19 protein-coding genes and 1 tRNA gene are annotated in these 22,984 nt (G+C 51.1%); 4 read left to right on the top strand and 16 right to left on the bottom strand.

Translation table 11 applies throughout. The features are described 5' to 3' along the window. Positions 1-15: 15 nt before the first annotated feature. Together AB7C91_RS03415 and AB7C91_RS03410 are read right to left on the bottom strand one after the other, a co-directional pair. Positions 16-1,845: a phosphoenolpyruvate carboxykinase (GTP) gene (locus AB7C91_RS03415; protein WP_332447756.1), complete on the bottom strand. Its 1,830-nt coding sequence runs from the start codon at positions 1,843-1,845 to the stop codon at positions 16-18. Positions 1,846-1,971: 126 nt separating this feature from the next. Then, entirely contained in the window at positions 1,972-2,520 is a 549-nt protein-coding gene (locus AB7C91_RS03410) for a cyclic nucleotide-binding domain-containing protein (RefSeq protein WP_332447755.1), read from the bottom strand. Positions 2,521-2,632: 112 nt separating this feature from the next. Here AB7C91_RS03410 and AB7C91_RS03405 point away from each other — a divergent pair, with 112 nt between their 5' ends. Next, positions 2,633-3,985, top strand: coding sequence for an MFS transporter (locus AB7C91_RS03405; protein ID WP_428589233.1), 1,353 nt, complete (start codon positions 2,633-2,635; stop codon positions 3,983-3,985). Between the two features lie 31 nt (positions 3,986-4,016). Beyond that, on the top strand, positions 4,017-6,245 hold the full coding sequence (locus tag AB7C91_RS03400; RefSeq protein WP_428589230.1) for a peptidase U32 family protein: 2,229 nt from the start codon (positions 4,017-4,019) through the stop codon (positions 6,243-6,245). Here the strand turns inward: AB7C91_RS03400 and AB7C91_RS03395 are convergent. The 4 genes from AB7C91_RS03395 to AB7C91_RS03380 form a co-directional block, all read right to left on the bottom strand. Continuing rightward, complete coding sequence (locus tag AB7C91_RS03395; protein ID WP_332447752.1) at positions 6,220-6,729, bottom strand: NUDIX hydrolase; 510 nt, start codon at positions 6,727-6,729, stop codon at positions 6,220-6,222. The two genes, AB7C91_RS03400 and AB7C91_RS03395, sit on opposite strands and share 26 nt — an antisense overlap. Positions 6,730-6,847: 118 nt before the next feature. Then, entirely contained in the window at positions 6,848-7,867 is a 1,020-nt protein-coding gene (gene asd / locus AB7C91_RS03390) for an aspartate-semialdehyde dehydrogenase (RefSeq protein ID WP_332447751.1), read from the bottom strand. 195 nt (positions 7,868-8,062) lie between these two features. Then, positions 8,063-8,665 (bottom strand): P-II family nitrogen regulator, encoded by a 603-nt coding sequence (locus AB7C91_RS03385; RefSeq protein WP_428589226.1) that lies wholly within the window; start codon positions 8,663-8,665, stop codon positions 8,063-8,065. Beyond that, positions 8,662-10,122, bottom strand: coding sequence for a DUF1538 domain-containing protein (locus AB7C91_RS03380; protein WP_428589223.1), 1,461 nt, complete (start codon positions 10,120-10,122; stop codon positions 8,662-8,664). Before AB7C91_RS03380 ends, AB7C91_RS03385 begins: the two co-directional genes overlap by 4 nt. 171 nt (positions 10,123-10,293) lie before the next feature. On the opposite strand from AB7C91_RS03380, the gene AB7C91_RS03375 reads away from it, so the two are divergent. Continuing rightward, a tRNA-Ala gene (locus AB7C91_RS03375) sits at positions 10,294-10,367 on the top strand. 165 nt (positions 10,368-10,532) lie between these two features. Beyond that, positions 10,533-11,036 carry a hypothetical protein gene (locus tag AB7C91_RS03370; protein WP_332447748.1) on the top strand — a complete coding sequence of 168 codons (504 nt, stop codon included), beginning with the start codon at positions 10,533-10,535 and terminating at the stop codon, positions 11,034-11,036. Between the two features lie 58 nt (positions 11,037-11,094). Here AB7C91_RS03370 and AB7C91_RS03365 read toward each other — a convergent pair whose 3' ends face one another. The 10 genes from AB7C91_RS03365 to AB7C91_RS03320 form a co-directional block, all read right to left on the bottom strand. After that, on the bottom strand, positions 11,095-12,270 hold the full coding sequence (locus AB7C91_RS03365) for a serine hydrolase (protein WP_332447747.1): 1,176 nt from the start codon (positions 12,268-12,270) through the stop codon (positions 11,095-11,097). Between the two features lie 82 nt (positions 12,271-12,352). After that, positions 12,353-13,372, bottom strand: coding sequence for a LacI family DNA-binding transcriptional regulator (locus tag AB7C91_RS03360; RefSeq protein ID WP_332447746.1), 1,020 nt, complete (start codon positions 13,370-13,372; stop codon positions 12,353-12,355). Positions 13,373-13,427: 55 nt separating this feature from the next. Continuing rightward, positions 13,428-14,783 carry an alpha-glucosidase gene (locus tag AB7C91_RS03355; protein WP_332447745.1) on the bottom strand — a complete coding sequence of 452 codons (1,356 nt, stop codon included), beginning with the start codon at positions 14,781-14,783 and terminating at the stop codon, positions 13,428-13,430. Positions 14,784-14,799: 16 nt separating this feature from the next. After that, positions 14,800-15,636, bottom strand: a complete 837-nt coding sequence (locus tag AB7C91_RS03350; RefSeq protein ID WP_332447825.1) for a carbohydrate ABC transporter permease — start codon at positions 15,634-15,636, stop codon at positions 14,800-14,802. 47 nt (positions 15,637-15,683) lie between these two features. Then, entirely contained in the window at positions 15,684-16,571 is an 888-nt protein-coding gene (locus AB7C91_RS03345) for a sugar ABC transporter permease (protein WP_332447744.1), read from the bottom strand. Between the two features lie 82 nt (positions 16,572-16,653). After that, a complete protein-coding gene (locus tag AB7C91_RS03340) occupies positions 16,654-17,931 on the bottom strand; it encodes an ABC transporter substrate-binding protein (protein ID WP_332447743.1) in 1,278 nt (425 codons plus the stop codon). A gap of 468 nt (positions 17,932-18,399) precedes the next feature. Continuing rightward, positions 18,400-19,875 (bottom strand): beta-N-acetylhexosaminidase, encoded by a 1,476-nt coding sequence (locus AB7C91_RS03335; RefSeq protein WP_428589216.1) that lies wholly within the window; start codon positions 19,873-19,875, stop codon positions 18,400-18,402. 8 nt (positions 19,876-19,883) lie between these two features. Next, on the bottom strand, positions 19,884-20,714 hold the full coding sequence (locus tag AB7C91_RS03330; protein WP_428589213.1) for a carbohydrate ABC transporter permease: 831 nt from the start codon (positions 20,712-20,714) through the stop codon (positions 19,884-19,886). A 9-nt stretch (positions 20,715-20,723) separates the two neighbouring features. After that, positions 20,724-21,611, bottom strand: coding sequence for a sugar ABC transporter permease (locus tag AB7C91_RS03325; protein WP_332447740.1), 888 nt, complete (start codon positions 21,609-21,611; stop codon positions 20,724-20,726). Between the two features lie 55 nt (positions 21,612-21,666). Then, the gene (locus AB7C91_RS03320; RefSeq protein ID WP_428589209.1) at positions 21,667-22,974 is read right to left on the bottom strand and encodes an ABC transporter substrate-binding protein; all 1,308 of its coding nucleotides are present in this window, start codon (positions 22,972-22,974) and stop codon (positions 21,667-21,669) included. Between the last annotated feature and the right edge of the window lie 10 nt (positions 22,975-22,984).

Raw genomic sequence — 22,984 nt, 5'->3', positions numbered from 1 at the left:
ATTTCAGAAACTTGGTTACTTGGAAGCCTTGAGTTTTGCCTCGAGCTGATCCAGGAAGGAAGCAAGTTCCTTGGGCAGATGGTCGCCGAACTTCGGGTAATGGTTGGTGCGGATGTCTTCGACTTCCTTCAGCCAGCCTTCCACGTCGACAGCCAAAAGCTCCTTCATATCGGCATCGGTTACACCTTCAGGGCGATCGATTGCGTCAATGGTGGGCATGATTCCGATCGGGGTATCAACGGACTTGGCAGTCCCTTCGCAAGCTTCAAAGACCCACTTCAACACACGGCTGTTCTCGCCGTAGCCGGGCCAGAGCCACTTGCCTTCGGCGGTCTTGCGGAACCAGTTGACGTAGAAAATCTTGGGAAGCAGGCTCTGATCCTTTGCAGCCTTGCCGACGTTGATCCAGTGCTGGAAGTAATCGCCCATGTTATATCCGCAGAACGGCAGCATGGCGAACGGGTCACGGCGGATGGTACCGACCTTGAGGTCAAGGGCGGCGGCGGTGATCTCGGAACCTACGATCGAGCCAAGGAATACACCATGATTCCAGTCACGGCTCTGATGTACCAAGGGAATGGTCTTCGGGCGGCGTCCACCGAAGAGGATTGCGCTGATGGGCACTCCCTTCGGATCTTCCCATTCAGAGGCAATGCTGGGGCACTGGGAAGCCGGTGCGGTGAAACGGGCATTCGGGTGGGCGGCAGTCTTCTGCTCCTTGTTTCCCTTGTCCTGTACCCATTCGTTTCCATGCCAGTCGATCAAGGTGCCGGGGGCGTCATAGCCGATGCCTTCCCACCATACATCCTTGTCTTCAGTCACTGCACAGTTGGTGAAGATGCTGTTCTTGGAAGCACTGACCATGGCATTGTAGTTGGAATCGGAGGAAGTGCCGGGAGCGACGCCGAAGAAGCCGGCTTCCGGGTTGATGGCATACAGTCTGCCGTCGGAACCATACTTCATCCAAGCGATGTCGTCACCGACGGTCTCGACTTTCCAGCCGGGAATGGTGGGTACGAGCATAGCCAGGTTGGTCTTTCCACATGCGGAGGGGAATGCGCCGGTTACGAAGCGGCTCTTGCCCTCGGGGCTGGTGATCTTGAGAATGAGCATATGCTCGGCAAGCCAGCCTTCGTCATGCGCAAGCACGGATGCAATGCGCAGTGCGAGACATTTCTTTCCAAGCAGAGCGTTCCCACCGTATCCGGAGCCATAGGACCAAATCTCACGGGTCTCGGGGAAGTGGGAGATGTATTTCTGTTCAATCGGAGCGCAGGGCCATTTGCCGTTGTCGCTCTCCCCTTCAGCAAGCGGCTTGCCGACGGAGTGATAGCAGGGAACGTACTCGCCGTCAGATCCCAGTACCTCAAGTACCTTCACACCGACACGGGTCATGATCATCATGTTGATGACAACGTATGCGCTGTCAGTAATCTCAACACCGATCTTGGCAATGGGGGATCCAATCGGGCCCATGGAGAACGGGATGACATACAGGGTGCGGCCCTTCATGCTACCACGATACAGATCAGTCATGGTGGTCTTCAGCTCAGCCGGATCGATCCAGTTGTTGGTCGGACCGGCAGCTTCCTTGTTCTTTGCAGCAATGTAGGTTCTGTTTTCTACACGAGCTACGTCGGAGGGATCGGAATTGTAGGCAATACAACCGGGCTTCTTTTCTGGGTTCAAGGGAACACAATAGCCACCGGCAATCTGTTGGGCAACCAGTTCGTCATACTGAGCGGAACTTCCGTCGGCTACAACGATCTCATCTGGGGTCGTGAGCGCTGCAAAATCCAAGATCCACTTCTTGAGACCAGCATGCTTAATGTCATTGACGTTCATGGACTACTCCTTATCAAGAATAAACTGCAACTCTTCACAAAATTGAGAATTGCGCTTTATCACGTTACCTTTTTTTCAAATCTTTATCAATACGTATGAAGAATACTTCCGGTAAAGTCCAAAAACTTAGAACATGGTTCCATGAAATCGTGAGTTGAAACTCAGGTACAACTCAGGCGGAACATCCTGAGGGATGTCCAAAAGATAATCGGAAATCTTGCGAATCCGCTCCTTCAGCGTGTCTTTCTTGTTGGATTGGGCTTCCTTCAATGCTTCCAAGCTTTCGACAATGATTTGCTGCCCGTTCTTCACTTCCTGAATGGCCATCTTGAAGCGTTGGCTCAGATCCAGGATGATTTGCCGTGTCTCCTGCGGATGCGCTTCGATGAACGCAGGAAAATTTTCCTGCGAGATCTCAACCAATACACAGTCGGAAAGCGCCACTGCCGTGGCATTGCGCGGCTCATGATCGAACAAGCCCATCTCGCCCAAACTGGATCCGGATTTGGATATCTCGAATAATTGGAATTGCTGAGGCGTATGATAATTCAGGTACAACCCTACCGTACCACTTCTGAGCAAAAACATCGTGGAACAGGGGGTACCTTGCTCATAGATGATCGTTCCTTTGGAAACCTCCAAGAGAGCATTTCCTGCGTCATGTTTCATCGGCATAGGCCACCTCCAAAGGGAATTCTTTCCTCTAAAGTATACTATCGAGTACCATTCTCACACAAGAGCACCCCCAAATCTTGCATGCCGCTAGTTCTATGGTAGACTGTCTGGCATGGAATCTTTACAGGTCACGAAACGGGAAAAACTCGCCTACGGATTCGGTTGTTTCGGCCAAAATATGCTGTACAACATGATGGCAAATTTTCTGCTCTTCTTTTACACCGACATCAACGGTATTCTGCCTGCCGCCGCCGGTACGATCCTTCTGTTCGCACGGCTTTGGGATGCCGTCAACGACCCGTTGATGGGTATGATAGCCGACCGGACCCGATCCCGATGGGGGAAATTCCGTCCGTACCTGCTGTTCACCCCGATTCTCTTCGTCCCGTTCGCCGTTGCATCCTTCAGCACCCCTTCCTTCTCAAACGGAGGGAAAATCGCATGGGCGGCCTTCACCTACATCAGTTTCGGCATGATCTACACCGCCAGCGACGTCCCCTTCTGGGCATTGAGCAGCACGATCAGCGAAAATACGACGGTACGCAGCAGCATCGTGGTCTATCCACGGTTCATGGCCACAGTCGCCATCGCCCTGGCAACATTGTCGACACAACCGCTCATCCTGCTTCTCGGCAGGCTAGGACAACCGCAGGTGGGGTACCAGCGGACCAGCTTGGCGTATGCATTGCTTACGGTCGTGTGCTTCTTGCTAACCTTCCTGTTCGTCAAGGAGCGGGTGGACGGCAATGCCACCGAGCGGTCTCGGTTTTCCGAGATTCCGCGGATATTCCTTTCCAACAAACCGTTGCTCCTGGTCATTCTCAGCGGATTGTTCACCGGCATCGGGCAAACAGGGAAACTCTCGATGCTGATCTATTATGCAAAGTACAATTTGCACAATGAACTGCTCTACACCCTGCTTGCAGGCATCAACATTCCTTTCATTCTCATCGGGATAGCAACTGTACCCTATCTGAGTGCCAAACTTGGCAAAAAGAAAGCCTGCATCGTCTACTATAGTATATATGCAGCGGGGAGCCTGGGCTTCTTCTTCAGTGGATGGAATCATTTCGGAATGTTGCTTTTCTTCAATTGCATCAGTTCCCTGGGCATGGCAAGCCCACAAGTCATCCAAACCGCAATGATAGCCGACACCATCGAATACGGTGAGCTGAAGACAGGCAAACGCAATGAAGGAACCATATTCAGCAGCCAGACCTTCTTGGCAAAACTCACTGCCGCCGTCACCTCGATTTTCATCGCCGCCACGCTGGCCTTGGTAGGCTACCAGCCCAATACGGAACAAACGAAGGTTGTATTGTGGGGCATCCACAGCTTGACGACCCTCCTGCCGTTTCTCAGCAGTATACTGGGCATCATCCCCATCATCTTCTACCCGTTGGACGAACAAGCGCATCAACAGATCGTCCAAACCCTCCATGAGCGCCGCCGCCGTTCAGATTGACTAAAGTGCAGGGGCTGGCTACCCTAGCATCATGACAGAACTCGCACTTCCCGCAGGATCCCTGCAAGCAGCACTCGTCGCCTTCGCCGAAGGGGCCGATGCTGTATACCTCGGCATGAAAAGCTTTTCAGCCAGAGCCATGGCAACCAATTTCAGCTTTGAGGACTTGGCGAAACTCCGCCGCCAAGCGTTGTCACAGAACAAGAAGATATATGTGACGGTCAACACCTTGGTTGACGACGAACAGTTGCCCCACGTGTTTCAGACCTTGAAGAGCATCGAATTTTTGGGGTGTGATGGCGTCATTGTCCAGGATCTGGGATTGGTGCATCTCATCAAGACCCATTTCCCCTCCCTGCCCATCCACGGGAGTACCCAACTGGCCGTTCATACGATCGAAGGGGTGAAGGAACTTGCCCGACTCGGTTTTGAGCGTGTGGTGCTTGCACGCGAACTCACCTATGAGGAAATCAAACGCATCAGGGAGGCCTGCCCCGAGGTGCAACTGAAGGTATTCATCCACGGAGCGCTCTGCTACAGCGTATCGGGGTTGTGCATGGCCAGCGAGCAGCTCTGCTCTCGTTCGGCGAATTGCGGAGCCTGCGCCCAGATTTGCCGGAACTACGGAACCGTACAAGCCGATGAGAAGGTTCCTGCATCCCTTTCTCCCCTGCCGAAACAGCAGGATACCGGTTGGTTCTTCTCCATGAGCGACCTGAAGGCTGGGCCGATGGCGAAACAGCTCGAGCAACTGGGCATCGACAGCCTGAAAGTGGAAGGAAGAATGAAAAGTCCGGCCTATACCGGCCTTGCAGCTCGGTATTATCGGGCAATCTTGGACGGAAAAGAGACAGAAGCGCTGGATGAGGCGCTATCGGTGGTTTTTTCCCGTAGGCAGACCGGGGGTTGGCTCTCCGACTACGGGCGAAAGCAGCAGAATTTTACCATCAGGAAAGCCCCCACACTGGGAAGCACGAGCTACCCTGGACACCGAGGAGTGCGCCTTGGTTTGATCGGCGTCGTGAAACAAGATCGTGCGGTAGTACACCTGGAACGAGACATCAGTCTTCGAGACGGGTTGCTCTATTTTACCAAAGGAAGGAAGGAACCGATCGATACGGTCAAATTCGGTGTACGCGCCCTGTATGATGCATACCATAGAAGCATTACGCATGCGAGCAAAGGCGAAACAATCGAGGTATTGCTTCCTGCTTCAGAGCCGTTGCCTCATGCACGGGAAGCCTTGTATGTGATCAGCCGACATGACCAGAATCCAGCGCTCCTCAACGAGGCGCTCCCGGTCTTCCAGAAACCGATCGACCTGACCATCATCCTTGAGGATGAGAAGCTGACACTCGCAAGCGGTACGATCGAACAAGAGTACCCGCTTTCGCTCGATAGGGCAAAGAAAGCCCAGGATGTGGAGGCTCATCTGTCGACGGTCTTCTCCCAGAGTGACACCTCCTATTTCACCTTGGGCTCTTACGTGATCGAAAACCGAAGCTCCTACGACCTCTCCGAGCTGTTTATTCCACTTTCCGCATTGAAGGACATCAGACGTAGTTGGTATGCCCTGCTGGACCGAAGCTTGGGTGCTGAGCTTTCTGCTGTCATGCAGCTGCAACCAACAGCGCAGATAGTGCAAACAGAAGCCCTGCCACCTCGTTCATTATTGCAGAGTTCCAACGGTCTTCCGTTTTACCAAGTGTTTGAAATACGCAAAGCACTGGAGGAAGGCAAACCCCTTGAAGCGATTCTATGCTGTTTTGAGGGCCGGTATTACCTCCCCCTTTCCCCGATCATGTTCAATGAGGCTGAGTTCTTCTTGGACATGGATGCGATCATCACATTGCTTGAAGAGAGAAATGAACGCGATCTCGTCCGCTTCGGCTTGAACAATATCGGTCAGGTCTCCTATGCCCGAGCCAAGGGCCTTGCGGTGTATTTGGATGTCTATTTCTACCTGGGCAACAGCGCAGCGGCAAATCTCGCCTTGACGTTCGGTCTGGATCTACGTGGAGCCTATCTTTGGATGGAACGGACCTCGTTCGATGCTGCTCGATGGCCGTTTTCCCCGGCCGTGGTGGATGAGGCTTTCAAGCCACCGTTGTTTATCAGCCGGTCCTGTTTCCGCCACGACTCCCTGCTCCACAGCTGTGAGCACTGTCCGCATCGAGGTTCTTGGTACGTCACAGCATCAACAGATCGCTACCATGTGTTGGTGGAAGATTGCATTACGTACGTTGTGTCTGCTCGGTAAGGAGTTTTTTAGCGAACTGGAAGGATACAGGGAATGCAAGCATGTTCTGCTCATAAAGCATTTCCAGATCCGAAATTGTAACCCAGCGATAGGCGATGGTCTCCCCTTCCTGCAGAAGGATGGCATCCTCTTCCCTCTCGGTATGAACCAGAAACACATCAACAAAGGAAGAAGCCTTGCGTGTGGTTCCCAAACATACGATGTCGCTCTCATTGACCTCGATACCGGTCTCTTCACGCAATTCCCGTCGGGCAGCGGCAAGGCTGGTCTCTCCGCTGATTACCGATCCTGAGGTGTTTTCCCATAGGTTGGGCAGCAATTCCTTGTCAGGGGAACGCAGGGTGAGCAGCAACTTGTTGTTCCGATTGATCGTCCAGATCGATACCACGATGTGGTAGGTTCCCTCCATCAAGGGTGTTCCCCGAAGATGGGTTTTCCCCAAAGCCATACGGTTGGTGTCATACAGGTCCCAATATTCATGCACGCTGAAGGATCTCCTCTGTCCTACCAATCTAGCGAAACAGCCACGGTGTAGCAATACAAAAAAGCTCTCCTCATCTCGAACAAAGACAAGGAGAGCCAGGAGTGAATGATGGACTGCTTTAGATGAGGCCGAACCGCTTGACGAAAGCTTCCGCGTTCTGGATGGAACCGCCGGCGGCTCCCTTGACGATGTTGTTCACCAAGAGCAGGAACCCGATCTTCCCGTTCTTCTTCTTCAGTCTTCCGGTGTAGACCACCATCCCGCTCGGGTTGCCCCAGAAAGCATACTTGGGTTGCGGGAAGGTATTGTCTTCACCGTACTCGACGGGAAGTTCAGGGGTGGAAGGCAGGTCGGCGACTTCCTTGAAGTTGGCCCAAGCGTCCTTGATGTCCTCAAGCTCGACATCCTGTTCCAGATCAAGCCAGACCGCCTCAAGGTGTCCGAACATGACCGGTACGCGAACGGTGAAGCAATATACTTCAGGTTGGATTGAGAGTATCTTCTTGATTTCCTTCTCAACCTTCTCCTCTTCACCCTTGATGAAGGGAATGCAGTTGTCGGTGATGTCGAAGGAGGAAAGTCCGGGATAGCCGGCGCCACTGACGCTTTGGTAACTATGGATGGTGATGTTCTTGATCCCATATTTTCGCAGCGGAGCGAGAGCCATGGCGAGACCGGTGGTCACACAGTTCGCATTGGTCACGACAAAACCGGTTTGCGGATATCCTTGGTCCTTGATCAATTCAAGTTGCTCGACGTTGGTTTCCGGGATGAGGATGGGCACGTTGCTCTCATAGCGCATAGAAGCGGCGTTGGAGAAGACATAGAACCCATTGTCGCGCAGCTGGGGTTCTGCTTCACGGGCAACTTCTGCAGGAAGTGCGGAGAAGACGATCTTGACACCGGCTTCCTTCATCGCTTCCATATTGAATTCTTTGACCTCGATGTTTTTGATGCCTTTGGGCATTTCGAAGGGCATGACCCAATGCACCGTGGCAGCATATTTCATACCGACGCGGGCTGCTGAAGCTGTAGCGTATGCCAATTCAAACCAGGGATGGTCTGCAAGCATCCACATAAACACCTGGCCTACTGCGCCAGTGGCACCCATTACGGCAACTTTGATTTTCTTATCCATCTACGGTTCTCCTAAACGGCAACGGGCCGTTCATGTAAGCTAAAGTATTTGTACCGTACTGTTTTTGGAAAATCTTTTCAAGTGTTTGATAACAGATAATTGATATTTTTAACAAAATGTTATTATATTAACACATAGTTTCAGCATATTGAACATGCCTCGATTTGTAAGTATAGCGAACCAGACGATACCTGTCTACTTTCCCAATTTGGTAACTTCTTGTATGGAAAATGTAAAGGCGATTCCGCTCCCCTCTGCCTGCAGAACAGGAAGGGCGGAAATGGCTGAGAGGACAGCAGGAACTTGTTCAGTTTGAACCAGAATCAACAACACCTCTTTTTCCGATACCAAGGAAGACCCAAAGAACAGGAGGTCATCGGCGTTCGCTGTTCCCCTCCCTTCGATGATGGTTCCCCCACCCGCTCCCGCCTTCCGGGCGGCCGCCATCAAGTCGTCGGCATATCCGGCCGGACAAATGATGTTGATCAGTTCATATGTACCTTTCGGTGAGGAAGAGGAGGCATTTTTCGGGCGATAGGCACCCGTCTTGGCAAGCACACCCCGGACTTGAGTTGCCGTGCATAGCGTTTGCCATACCGCATCCATGGTTTCATCCTCCACAAGCGTCATGAGGATTTCCTTGTGGGAATCGCCCAGCCCCAACAGGCACAACAACGAACTGGAAGCGGTTCCCCGTCCCGAAAGGATGGTTCCTCCGGTGCTTCCCGCTTGTTTGGCCTTCTGCATGAGAGGTTCAGCATTTCCCGTTTCAACGATTGCAATGATGAGTGAACTCATGGATGTACTCCTTGGTTTGCCATCCTGGCAAGTGCCCGCTTGTACAGCAAACCAAGCAATGCCACGGTAAGGGTTGGGGTCATGGATACGAATATGATGATGCCGAATGCATCGGAAGCTGGGTTTCCCCCTACTGCATAGGATGCTCCTATGGCGAAGGAAAGGATGAAGGTGGAAGCCATGGGCCCGGAAGATACACTGCCGCTGTCAAAAGCCAGGCCTACGAAAAGATCGGGAATGAGGAAAGCCAGTATGACAGCCAACAGATAGCTCGGCACCAGAAAATACCAGATGGGCAAACCGGTGATGATCCGCAACATCGCCAAAAATCCTGATATGCCGACTCCGATTGCCAATGCAGTCAGCATGACCGGCTTCTTTACATGGCCTTGTGTGATGCGTTCCACCTGGTCAACCAACACCCAGACTGAAGGTTCACTGAGCACGGTGATTGAACCAAGCAGAAGTCCGACTGCCAGAAGCAGATATTCATGCATGGTTCCGATTGCATGCCCTATGGCGAAGCCGACGGGAATGAACCCCCCGTTTGCTCCTAGGAAAAACAAGGTGAGTCCGAGAAACAGATAGATGAACCCGATGCCGATGCGAAGCATCTGGCCGAAGGGCATATGCAGGAGCAAGAGCTGGTAAACCATGCACAGAGACAATAAGGGAAGCAGAGCCCGCAATACCTGCGAAATGATTGCAGGCAGCAAGGTAAGAAAATCCCCTGCCTCCGGTATGCCTGACAGAGCTCCGGGTTGAGCCGTTGTTTCGGGGAGCAGAAGGCCAAGGAGCAGCAAAGCGAATGTAGGTCCGATGAGTGCAAGCGAGATGTATCCAAAATTATCCGCGTCATTCTGCAACTGCTGTACTCGGGCGATGCCGACGCCGAACGCCATGATGAAGGGGACGGCCAATGGCCCGGTTGCAGCTCCACCACTGTCGAAGGCCAAGCCCAAAAGCTCTGGGGGAACCAGGAATGCAAGGGTGAAGAGCAGAAGATAGCTGATTGCATAGATCCATTTCAGGCTTAGGTGAAACACCACCCGCACAATCCCGATCACCAGATACAAACCCACACCCAAAGCTATGAGCGCTACCATTACCGTTGTATTGATCGCTGGGTTCACCCCTGCAACCTGATCCTTGAGTACAGCAATGTTCGGCTCAGCAACGATGACCACCACGCCAAGCAGGGCACCGGTGAACAAGAGTGCGCCAAGTCGCTTGGTTCTGGTGACCGTTGCCCCGATGCGTTCCCCAATAGGCAGCAATCCTATGTCCACTCCCAACAAAAACAGGGCAAGACCGACGATGACCAAGAAAGCCGAACCGTAGAATATCGGGAGGATTCCGTTTCCCAAAGGAGTGACGAACAGATGCAGCAACGTAACCAAACCAAGGATGGGCGCAATGGAAAATCCGACTTCTTTCAGCTTAGTCAACAACTCCATCGGGCCCTCCTTTCCTTGTTCTTCACGATGCAAAAAAGTGTATTTATAATAAGGAATTAATACCCTGTTTTCCGAAATCGGTCAAGCGCGAAAACGGGGAACCGGGTTTTTCGGTAAATCTACTTGACTTAAACGCATACAATGCGTATGATACTTCCTGTTATTGCCTTTGGGGGTGTAGCTCAGTTGGCTAGAGCGTTTGAATGGCATTCAAAAGGTCAGGGGTTCAATTCCCCTTACCTCCACGTACAAAATACATCGTTGGTTAGCCAACGATGTATTTTTTTCCCCATCCACCCCTGTACCCCCTCCAATCCAGCGGCTCCCCTTACTTTGTAACAAATCCTCGATCCCCATGTTTCCTAATATGAAGGAACACGGAAGCGACCTATGGGTCAAGGAGTAGCAGTATGAGAACATGTTTGATCATCATATGCTTGGCAAGCTTGCTTGGATTCCCCCTGCTTGCCCAAGGAAATGGAGAAATTGCAGAAAAAATCAGCACCTTGGATGGAACAGTGACAATACAGCCGAATCCCGATGGCAAAGCAACACTGTATCTATTGACCGACTCTGGTGCCAAAGTACAGATCATGCTGAGTGAGGAAGCCAAAGCCCAACTGCAAATTCAGGACAGGGAAAGAATACAGATTGAAGGGGTGTTTCTCGGTGCCACCACCCAAACCAGAATTCAGGAAAAAGTGTTTGCCAGGATGGTGATACGGAACCAGAAACGTCTATCCGTCGCAAATCCTGTACAACTCTCCGAACAAGAGCGTGTCCAATTGCAGATCTATGAAAAAACTCAATTATCCCTGAATGTGCAAACCATGACCCAGAACCATGAGGCACAAGGAAACGGATCAGAACACAATGGGGGATCTGATTCAGGGCAAGAGAAAGGCAAGAAATAAGGGTTGTACGCTTGCAACGACCAATTGACGTGGGAATCGGGGCCTTGGTGTCTTCTTGTTACAGATAGGTGAGAATGGCTTGGTAGATCTCCATGATTTTCTTTTCATCCAATGGTTTGTGCGCATCATTTACCGTCACTACCACCGTGTATCGATTCTGCTCGGCATCCACCAAGTATGACGTAAGATTCAGAACCCCAGGTTCCGCCCCACCCTTGAAGGCGACCCGCTTGTAGTGTTCCTTGGTCGCCAATCCTCCATTGATGGTCATCAAGTCCAAACTCTGGAGTCGTTCGATGAGATCGGCCAAAGCGGAAGCATTGACAAACCATTCTACATCCAATGCTACGGGATCACCGGAGAACAGCCCGGGATCAGGGAGAGGCCGCCCCACCAATTCCTCGAGACAGCGTTCACGTACAGAGACTGAACCGCTACGAAACTTCGCAAGGAGATCGGCATTATCAGGATTCTTCAACTGAAACATTTCCTTCGTGGTGAGAACCGGGGTATTCTTGAGGAGGTAGTGTTGCACCTGCTGTCTGCCGACCAAGGCGATGAGTGCATCGGCTGCCGTGTTGTCACTCACAGAAATCATCAAGGAAGCCAAGGTTCCCACGGTCACAGGAGAACCGGCCGGCCAATCCTGCAGGATTCCCGTAGGAAGGCTTTTCCATGCATCCTGAAGGGCGATACTCTGATCCCAACGCAGCCTCCCTGCTTGTATGGCATCATCGACGGCCGCCAAGACACCCAGTTTGAAGGCCGATCCCACTGCAAGCGGAACATCGGGCAGATGAGATGCCAGCACCTCCCCGTTCTTTCGAATGAGTACCGAGGTCTGCTGATTCAGAGAGATCAGTTGCGCAACCGCATCGGAGAGCGTACCATCATTCCTGACGATCTGAGTGAATTGCAAACCGGCGATGCGTCCCTGCCCGTCAAGACTGATGTAGGCGGTGACAGTACCCTTCTCAAATGCCACCGTATACGGATTGGCATTTCCCTCCACCTGTTTGAAGTGACCCAATTGCCCAGTCAATTGGGCAAGCAACTGGTTCATTGAAACAAGGGGAACGGCAGAGGAGAACTGCTTGGTGAAGCTCAATGTATCGGGACCTTCGGCAAACAACCGGGTCAAGGTTGCTGACTCACCGGGGTTCTGGCCAAAGAGGTTCGGTGCCAGACAAACCAAAATTATCAACAACGCAGCCAATACTCGTTTCGTATGCATGCCTTACTATGCGCCTCTTTGCGGGATTTTGTAAAGTAATGTTCTTTATTCAGCAATAATAAAGTAACATAATATCCCGATTTTACAGTTTTTTCACCGAATCGCGCACCTGAAGATGGATCGGAAGCCTGATCCGTTCCTCCGGGACAGGTTCGCCGTGGATGAGTTTCATCAGCATCTGGATGGCAAGCCTTCCCTTCTCACTGGAATCCTGGTGCACCGTGGTCAAACGGGGGGTCACCAATTGGGAGAAGATGTTGTCATCGAACCCGGTGATGGAAATATCCCCTGGGACGCTGATCCCTTGGTCCTGGAAGAACGTCAAAGCTTCGGCGGCATAATAATCAGAAGAGAACACCAGTGCTGTATACCCGGAATGCTTGTCTGCGATCTGCAGATAGATCTTCTCCCGCTTCACCCGGTCATACGGCAACGGCCTGCTCGCGTTGTCGGGCAACACCAAACCCCGTTCCGTGAATGCCTGTCGACACCCTGCAAACCGTTCGGAATCTCCACCGGGGAAAATGGGATTGCAGGGAAGAAACAGTATGTTGGTATGACCCATCGACAGCAGATACCTTGTTACTTCATACCCGCCTTGCTTATCCTCCAACCCGATGTTGTGGTAAACATGTGCGTCGTCGTTGAAGAAGCAATCGATGTATACCAAGGGCACATCAACGCTGGAGTTGATGATCCTGCAGATATTGCCCGGAACCCAGACCAAAACCAATCCGTCCATTTTCCAAGCTTTCGAAAGCCGGACAACCTCATCCTCATCACTGGTGATATACAACATCATGAAATACCCGTTACTTCGTATTTCACGTTCCATGGCACCAAGGATCGCGGAGGAGAACGGGTCTTCCAGAACCGTCTCATTATGTCGCGGTTCGGTGAACATGATCACCCCGATGATCTTGGAATTGTTCCGAAGCAGCATCATGGCTCCCATATTGGGAGCATACTTCTCCGCCTCGATGATTGCTTGCACCTTTTCCCGCGTAGCAGTGGAAACCTTGCCGGTTCGGCCATACAGTACGTTGGCAACCGTTGTGGGACTTACTCCTGCTTTTTGGGAAATTTCCTTGATTGTAGACATATGGCCATCATATAAAATTCAGCGGATGGAAGTATACTCCCATCCGCCGTCTCATTCATTTCAGATACCCCAACCACTTCTCCTGCTTGCTGATCACTCGGTCGAACATTGCTTCCAACGGCAGGGCTTGATTCACCACCGGATTAGCCAGCAACGCTTGCATTGCATAAGCCTTACTTTCGTGAATAATCGCTTCCGCCGTCAAGTCATACACTCCGGCATACGATCGCAACAACGCCAAAAATCCTTTCGGTACCGGTTTCATCTTGATTCCGGTCACTCCATCCTTGTTGATCATCGCAGGGACCTCAACCGCCAACCAAGAAGGAAGATCCTCGATCAGGCCGTTGTTCTGCAGATTCACCGCGGCTTCCTCATAATTGGCATCACCGAGAATGCCGTCGATGATAGGGATCACCCGCTCAGCAGTCTGCAGATGGATTTCATGCGGGACTTCCTGCGACAACATGATTTTGTAGACATCGTAGAAATCAAGGATACCCCGGTGGTCCACCACATCCCAAGCCCAACTCAGGTATTCCCCGAAATGACTGTCAACGGTAATGGGCAACAACCCGTACTGTTTCAGCATGAATTGCACCAGACGTCGGTCAGCCCAGTCATAGGAGCTTTTGCTGTCGGTTTCCCCTTTGTGAAATCGCTCAGCCGCATCCAACTTACCGGTCTTTCGATATTCATCGAACAAATCACTGTATCCGGGCTCCCGTTCAAAAAAGGCCTCCGCCTTGTTGCGTACCAACGGATACAGGTCCTCGCCGGTCTTCCGGTCGGTCAACTCCAACATGCAGCTGAAATGGTTCAACCCTGCTGCCCTGAAGTGCATGTCCTCCAGCTTCCGGTCCAGCATACGAGGCAGCCAACGCCCCAGCCACCCGATCTCATGGCACATGCCGACGAACTTGGCCTCGGGATATGCGCGCTTGACCGTCGTGCAGATGGCAGTCATCGGATTTGAGTAGTTGAAAATCCACGCATCAGGACAGATCTCCATCGCATCCTTGACAATATCCAGAATAACCTTGCCGATCCGAAGGGAGTGGAACACGCCTCCCGGTCCCCCATTCTCCCCGTAGACCTGGTGCACCCCATATTGCAGGGGGATTTTCCAATCCTCATCCCAGAGCTGAAACCGGTTTCCCACCTCTATGGACGAAATGATGAAATCGGCACCTTGGAACGCAGCCCTTCTGTCGGTGGTTGCATTCACCGTATAGGAGAGTCTGTGTTTGGCAAGAAAATCCTTGGTGGTCTGCAAGACGACTTCCAAAGCCTTGGCATTGATGTCAAGCAAGGTAATCTCACATCCGATGAGCGTATTGCTGACAAAGATATCACCGAGCGTACCATACCCGAACTGGATACTCCCAGCACCAACCAGAACAATTTTCATTTTTCCTGTCTCTCCTCTATTTGATAGAACCTTCAACCATACCTTTGATGATGTATCGTTGGGCAAAGATGTATAACACAATAATCGGAAGCATGGCGATCAACGTGGATGTCAGAATGAGGTCCCATTGCTTGAGGTAGGCACCGGCAAACGCCGTAACGGCAATCGGTATGGTCTGCACTTTCCCATTGGAACCCAATACCAGCAACGGCAGCAGGTAATCGTTCCATATCCAGATCCCATTGAGGATCAAAACGGTGACGATGATTGGTTGCAACAAGGGAAACACTATCTTAAAGAAAATTTTGCTCCGAGGACATCCGTCGATGGTAGCCGATTCCTCGATTTCCAAGGGGATGTTCTTTATGAAACCGTGGAAAATGAAGATTGAGAGCGGGCTGCCGAAACCCAAGTATGCGAATACAATACCGGGAATGGTTCCGAGCAACCGAAGGTGGATGAAATCACCGCTTACACGCATCCATCGTACCAACGGATACATAAGCACCTGGAAAGGAATGACCATGGCCGAAACGAAGGCCATGAACAAAAAGGTCGACCACCAGGTCTTGTTACGTACCAGCACCCAAGCGGCCATCGAAGAACAAAGAGCGATCACCAAGAGCGAGATGACGGTGATCGAGATACTGTCGGCGAATGCCCCCAGATAATCAACGGTTGCGTTGTTGAATATCAGCGAGACATTGGTCCCCAACTGCTTCCAGGTAGAAGGCCAGGCAATGGCGTTGAAAATAATTTCCTTCGAGGTTTTTGCAGAATTCAGTACGACCATGAAGAAGGGGAACATAAAGAGGATGAAGAGCAGGATGGTCAAGAGTTCCAACAACAGCATGGCAGGCTTGAACCTACGATTTTTTGCTTCCAAACGTAGTGTAGTGTTCACATCTCCACCTCTTTTTTCTTATTCACCGATACTTGGATCAAGGAAACCACCAACAAGGCAACAAACAGCACCACTGCCTTTGCCTGGGCTTCCGCCATTCGGTTCGCTCTTGCCGTATCGAAAATATTCATGGCCAGCAACTGACTGGCTTTTACCGGAGCATCCATGAAGCGGGTGGCAGGACCTCCGTTGGTCAACGTCAGGTTCATATCGAATTGTTTGAACGAAGTGGTCAAGGTCAAGAAGATCGAGATGGTGAACGCATTGGCCATCATCGGGACCAGAATATGGATGACCCGTGAGAAGTAGCTGGCTCCATCAACATTGGCAGCCTCCATAAGTGAGGAGGGAATACTCTGGATGGAAGCGACGAAAATCAACATGATGTACCCGGCATATTGCCAGGTGTTGACGAAAGCCATCGTCCAAATGACGGTATGGGGAAGACTGAGGAACGATGTTTCCAAAAATTTGATGGAATACAGTGAACCGAGACTTACCAGAATGTTGTTGAAAATGAATTGCCAAATGTAGCCCAAGACAATTCCACCGATAAGATAGGGAACAAAAAAACCGGCACGATAAAAATTCCGCCGTTTAATCTTGCTGGTGACGATCAACGAGAGGATGAAGCTCACGACATTGATGAAGACGATATTCATCAGCGTATAGGCGACTGTGATCAAAAACGAATAAATGAAATCCGGTGTGGACAGCAGATTGTGGAAATTCTTCAACCCGACGAATTTGACACTATTGCTCACCCCATTCCAGTCCGTAACCGAATAATACAGACCAAAGAAGAATGGAATGACAATGATCATGATAAAGGCGAATACGCAAGGCGCCACGAACAGTATATTGACGGCACGATTCTGTTTCATTTGCTATTGCTCCCCGTTGCAACGTACTGAGGAAGAAAACTCTTGCACAGGGAAAGACCCCTGTGCAAGAACATGATGCTGCTTACATGTTGGGAAGATTGGCTACTGCCTTCTTCATGTCAGCAATGAACTGATCAAGATTGTTCTGGTTCTGGGCAAACAAATCGAAAATAGGTCCGAAGACGTTCTGCCCTGCACCATCAGGAAGCATACCGAAGAAGACGCCATAGTTGCCGCCTCTGGCGTTAGCTTCCATCAAAGCCTGGCTGAGCTGCCCGGCGGGCTTGAGGGTGACGGACTTGAAGGCGGGAATCATGCCGGCCTTGTTGACCATATAGTCGTGTCCATCGGCCGTCGTAGCCATTGCAGTCAGGAATGCCTTGGCAGCCTCGGCGTTCGGACTCTTGGCATTGACGCAGTACCAGCTCGGAGCGAAGAGATACAACCCCTTCTCCACGGTGTCCAGGAATGCATGCGGAGCGTACCCAATCTTGAACGTGACGCCAAGCTGCTTCAGGTTCGGATCAACCCAGTTGCCCTGATGCAGGAATGCAGTCTTGCCCTGGGCGAAAGCACCGACCTGATCATCGTAGCTGCCGTTGAGCAGGATCTTCTGATCGGCATACTTGAAGAGCAACTGCAAATACTTTGCATATTGCAGGAACCGGGCATCATCCAATTTGCCCTTGAGGGCCATGTCGATGATGGAGGTATCGGTGAAATCCAAACCGCCGCCCCAATAGCAGGCGAGGTTGTGCTGGGCAGCCACCCACCACATGCCGCCGGCAACGGAAGCCGCCATGGCGACCGGAGCATCGATTCCCAGTTCAGCTTTCTTGGAATCGAGAATCTTAAATGCCTTCTCATACGCTGCACGAGTGGTCAAAGTTGCCGGATCGATGCCTGCTTTTGCCAGGATCTCTGCATTGTACGCCAATCCATATCCTTCAATGGCAACCGGGAAACCATAGACCTTGCCGTCAACCTTGAATGCGAGATCGGTATCGGATACCCAACTCTGGTCACTCAGGTCTGCAATGTAGTCCTTCCAAATGTCATATCCACCACGACCTTCGATGACGAAGATGTCGGGCATCTGCCCGGCCTGGGCTTTCGCCTTCAACGCCCCGCCGTAGTCTGCACCACCGCCAAGGGTTTCCACCTTCACCGTCACCCCAGGGGTAGCCGCAGAATATTTCGCAGCATATCCATCGATGGCGTCCTTGATCTCAACCTTGAGCTGGAACATGTTTACGGTAACATCTTTCGATTCTTCCTTGGTACCAGCGGCGAACAGCGTGCCGGCTGCCAAGACGACCATGAGGCTCAATGCCACCATGCCCAACAGTTTTTTCCTCATTTTTCTGTTCCTCCTTAGTGAACCTGTGTTACGTCTTCCTACAAGACATCGGTAGGTGTTTCGTAACACCTGTGCAAAGTATAACATGCCAAACCAACCTGTCAACGGATGAAATGAGAAATTGGAGCAAACATGGATATCCTATTATTTCAAAGAGTTATCTGTATACAAAGCTTCCTTGATCTTCAGGAACCGTCTGGGATTAACCATCTTTTTGGTTGTATTTCTATACTAATGGTATAATTTTTGTAATCAAACTTGTATTCAAGATTGCTTTCCGGTACCATTCGAAGCATTCGAGGCAAGGCACCGTGGAACACCCAGGGATTCTCGCGATCGAAGATTGACTGGTATCCACGCGGTCCGTCATAGGGAACCATGCATTTTGCCTTTGGGCGGAATTACAGAGAGAAAGAAACTCAGAAACAAGAACCAAGCCGAATCCTTCAGCAATGGATTTTTGACACTTTACAAAGAAATACCCGCTTCCCTGCTGTTGCGCAGGACCCTGCGTTTTCGTTTCCAACGTCGGTAGTACTGCTCCCAACGTGGAGGATCCCAAAGATCTGCCGGGGTGAAAGCACTGAACCGAGGAATAAACAACGCTTGATTTTCCCGCAGTACTTTGTTGAACCGTTTATAAGAACACGCATCCGGTTGAGTCCAGAAAATCTCAGCACCAGCCAACAAACGGGGAAGCAGATGACCTTCCAACATATCCAAAGTACTGATGTATTCGGTCCAAAGCAACAATTCAGAACCAATGAGGGAGGAAGCATCCCGTAAGATTCTCCCATACTTGTATACCGTATGAAGAGAAACCAATGCATGATCCATATCCAGATATGTATGGAAGTAATCACTTTTGATCGAAGTCCTGGCGGCTTGACCCGTTGCCTTCAGCGGATTCCAGATCTGGGTGGTGATCGACCGGTCATACCCGTCATCCACATAGTCGTTCCAAAGAATCAGGTGCTTGCCCAAAGTTCGTGCATACGCAGCCATCTCGTTGCAGAACCAGCGGAGCAAATCCTTTTCATCCGAAAGGCCAAGATCCTGTCTGCGCCGTATGCAATCCGGACAGGCAGCCCATCGTTGCAGGGGAATCTCATCTCCTCCCAGATGAATGAATTTGGAGTCGAACAACTCACTGACTTCACGCAGGATACCTTTCGCACATTGCAAGGCTTCATCCTTGCCGACACACAGAATATCTTGGAAAATCCCCTCTCCGACAGGGATTTCAAATGGTCCGCCTGTACAGCTGTACTGGGGATACACCGACAATAATGCGAGTGTATGCCCGGGAAGATCAATCTCCGGAACGATCTGGACATTCCGTACTGCAGCATACTGCTGCAAATCCCGCATCTGCGATTGGGTATAGCTTCGAGAAGGATCACACACGAGATCAGGATGACTTGCAATCTCGAGTCGCCAACCTTGGTCGTCGCTGAGATGCAGGTGCAGCACATTCATCTTGAATGTGCACAGAAGATCGACAATCCGGTACAATTCATCAATAGAGAAAAAATTACGAGCAACATCCAGCATGAAGCCACGCCAAGGGTAAGCCGGTGCATCCTCGATGCTGCAACAAGGAATTTCTTGGGGGTATGCCTTCAACAATTGCGACAGCGTCATGAGGGCATAGAAGGCTCCTTCCGGTTGCTGTGCAGTGACGTGTATCTGCTTGGATTGTACATCCAGGGAATATGATTCAGGACCTCGTTTCGATGCCGTTTTCTCAAAGAAAACATCGGCATTCCCCGCTTCAGAAGACCACTGCACCGATAGCTTGAGAGAAGCAACCCCGGCTCCAAGTACTGTACGCCATGCTTCGGGAGCCGAGAAAACCAGCGGCATGGCTGGAAGAGGGAACCATGAGGATTTCCACGCAAAAGATTGCGAGGGAAAGGGGATCAGAGGAGGATGTGCATGCATACAATCAATTATTCCTTCGTCGACCCAGCGGCGAATCCCTGGGCGATATTATCCCTGAAAAGCAGGTAGAAGATGACCATCGGCAGGGTACCGATCACCAATGCTGCAAACTGCAGCCCGTAATCCCTGGACATGCCCCCGGCGAAGCTATTGATGCCGACCGGAAGCGAACGGATGGTAAGCTCGCTGGTAAGGGTCAAGACCAGGACGAATTCATTCCAATTGCCCAGGAACGTATAGATGAACATCGTGGCTATAATAGGCGTTGCAACAGGAATGATGATTTTTGCAAAGACTTGCAGAAAGTTCGATCCATCGATGATTGCAGACTCCTGGAGCGAGTCGGGAATCCCCTTGATATACGTTGTGGCCAAAAATACCTGGAAAGGAAGACCAAACGCAATATAGGGAAGCACGACACCCAAACGAGTGTTTGCAATACCCAATTTTGTTTCCATGATGAACAAAGGGACGATAACCGAATGCACCGTAATGAGCAACCCCAGTGTATACAGCATGTACACAAGCCGACTGCTGCGGTAGGAGAATTTGGACAGTGCATACCCGCTGCTCAAGGCAAACAAAACCGTCAGGAGCGTTGCCACGGAGGAGTAGAACAGGCTGTTGAGAAAATAGATCCCTAAATGGCCTTGTGTCCAGGATACGATAAAATTATCGAAATACCAGGATGTTGGAAACGCAAGCGGGTGGCGGATGATCATGGCATGGGGTTTAAAGGCGTTCACCACCATCCAAAGCAAGGGAAGAATCGTCAACAAGGAGAAGGTAATCATAAGGATATAGGAAAAAAAACTTCCTATGGTATGTCGTTTTTTCATGCCTCCCTCCTAGTCGAACTTGCGCTCGAGCTTCCTGCTGAAATATTGCAACAGCAGGATCAAACCAACAGCCAACAGGACTATGATGATGGAAACGGCGCTGCCGAACCCATATTTATAATACTTGAATGTGTTTACATACATATAAATGGCGATAACCTCGGTAAAATGAGCCGGTCCTCCACCGGTCATCGCATAAATCAGGTCGAAGGCCTTCAGGCTTCCGGAAATTGCAAAAATTGCTGTCGTAGCAATGGTTCCGATCATGCTGGGAAGGATGATGCTGCGAAACATCTGGCCCTCGCTCGCTCCATCTATCTGGGCTGCTTCCAAGACCGAAGGAGTCATCTTCTGCAAATTGGCATAATAAATGATCATGTAGGTACCGGTGTGCATCCAAAGCAACACCAACAGAATCGGGATGACCGCCAGTTGTTTGTCCTCAAATATCTTCATGACATATTGGCTCTCACCGGTCAGCATCCGGATAACCGCTACGACGATACCCGAGGAGGAAAAAATCTGGTTCCACAGCAACGCCACGACAACTGGGGAAATGGTGATGGGAAGGAAAATCATGGTCTGGAAGGAAGATCCGTATCGGACCAACTTCCGGTGAAGCAAAAACGCCAACAAAAATCCCAACGGAATCTGGCCGAACACAGAGATGGCCACGATCAAAAGATTGTTCCGCAGCGAATGCAGGAACACCGGATCCTCAATGATCTTGCCGTAATTCTCCAAACCCACCCAAGCAGGAAGGTTGTACCCATTCCATTTGGTGAAACTCAGCGAAAAACTGAAGGCAACAGGAAACAGGATTACCGAAGCAAACAGGAGCAGCCCCGGAAGGATGAAAATCCAGTAGCTGAGATGTTTCTGACGTGCGTAGGTCATGTACGATCCTTCCTTATACAAGCTCCTCCCCCGAAGGGGAAGAGCTGCCAAATTCCTAGCGACCTATGGCCTGCACCATCGTCTCAAGTTCCTGAGCCACCTGTGTGCTCGTCATCGTACCAAACATCATATTCTGCAAATTGATGTTGAAAGTTCCGATCGGCTCAGCATCGATGACCGAGTCCATCACATATCCCATGGGCACTCTCGCGGCGAAGGCGATCAACTTCTTGATCATCGGGTCCGCATCGGCGGGTTCTGCAAGGTTGTAGGCGGGAAGCCTGCCGTAGCGCTGACGGATCGCCGAGCCCTCGGGACCGGAATAGAACCATATCCACTTCCAAGCAGCCTGTGCTTTTGCATCACTGAGCTTTGCATTCATGCCGAACCCTTGGCCGGCGGTTGCGGAGGCACTCTGGCTCTTTCCCTGCTGATCAGGGATGTCGGGGAACGACTCCAGACTCATGTACGTCTTCTGCTGATCGGTCAACTCACCGACCATATTGTTGACGGTCCAACCACCATCGATGAAATACACGGCCCGTTCATTCACAAAGTCGTCCAGACCCTGTCCATAGGCTAATTGATTGGTTCCCGGAGAGAACATCTGCTTGTCGTTCAGTTCCTTGATGATATCCATCGCATGCACAAACTGCGGATCGGCAAAGCTGGCTTCACCCGCCAAGGCCTTATCGAACCATGCCATGCCGCCGGCGCGTTCAACCAGCATACCGGCCAGACAGGATTGCATCGGCCATGCGTCCTTGTTTGCGATTGAAATGGGAATCAATCCGGCTGCCCTGATCACCTCTCCTTGGGCCAACAGCTCCTCATACGTTTTCGGGAATGTGAGTCCGAGCTGTTTGAGCAACCGATTGTTGGTGTACATGATCGAAGTAATGCTGATGTCCTCAGGCAACTCCCAAATCTCACCTTGTTCACCCTGTCCCTGCATTGCCATATCGGCGAACTCGCCCTCATGCCCGGCAAGATAGGGACGAAGGTCCTGTACCAACCCCGCTGAAGTAACCTGGCTGGTCCGTTTTCCGGGATACAGCAAGATGATATCGGGAAGCTGCCCACTCATCGCCATGGTCTGCAACTTGTCATGGAAAGCTTCGCCATACCCGTACTCGAAGGAGAGCTTGATATTGGGATTCTCCTGTTCAAAGACATCCACCAGATGCTGGAAATTCGGGGCTGTGGTTTTGTCCGTCTGATCCAGGTAGTGATACACGGACAACGTAATCACTCCGTCCTTTGTTTCAGTGCTTGCCTGTTCCTTCGTTCCTGCGCAAAACAACAAGGCAGGTGAAACGAGAAACAGAGCGAGCAAAAACACGAACAACCGTTTTGTTTTCATAGAAAACCTC

The organism is Sphaerochaeta sp., assembly GCF_050256055.1.
In the GTDB taxonomy this organism is placed as follows: Bacteria; Spirochaetota; Spirochaetia; order Sphaerochaetales; family Sphaerochaetaceae; genus Sphaerochaeta.
The sequence above is the reverse complement of the archived record's forward strand: the minus strand, read 5'-3'. Positions and strand labels throughout refer to the sequence as shown.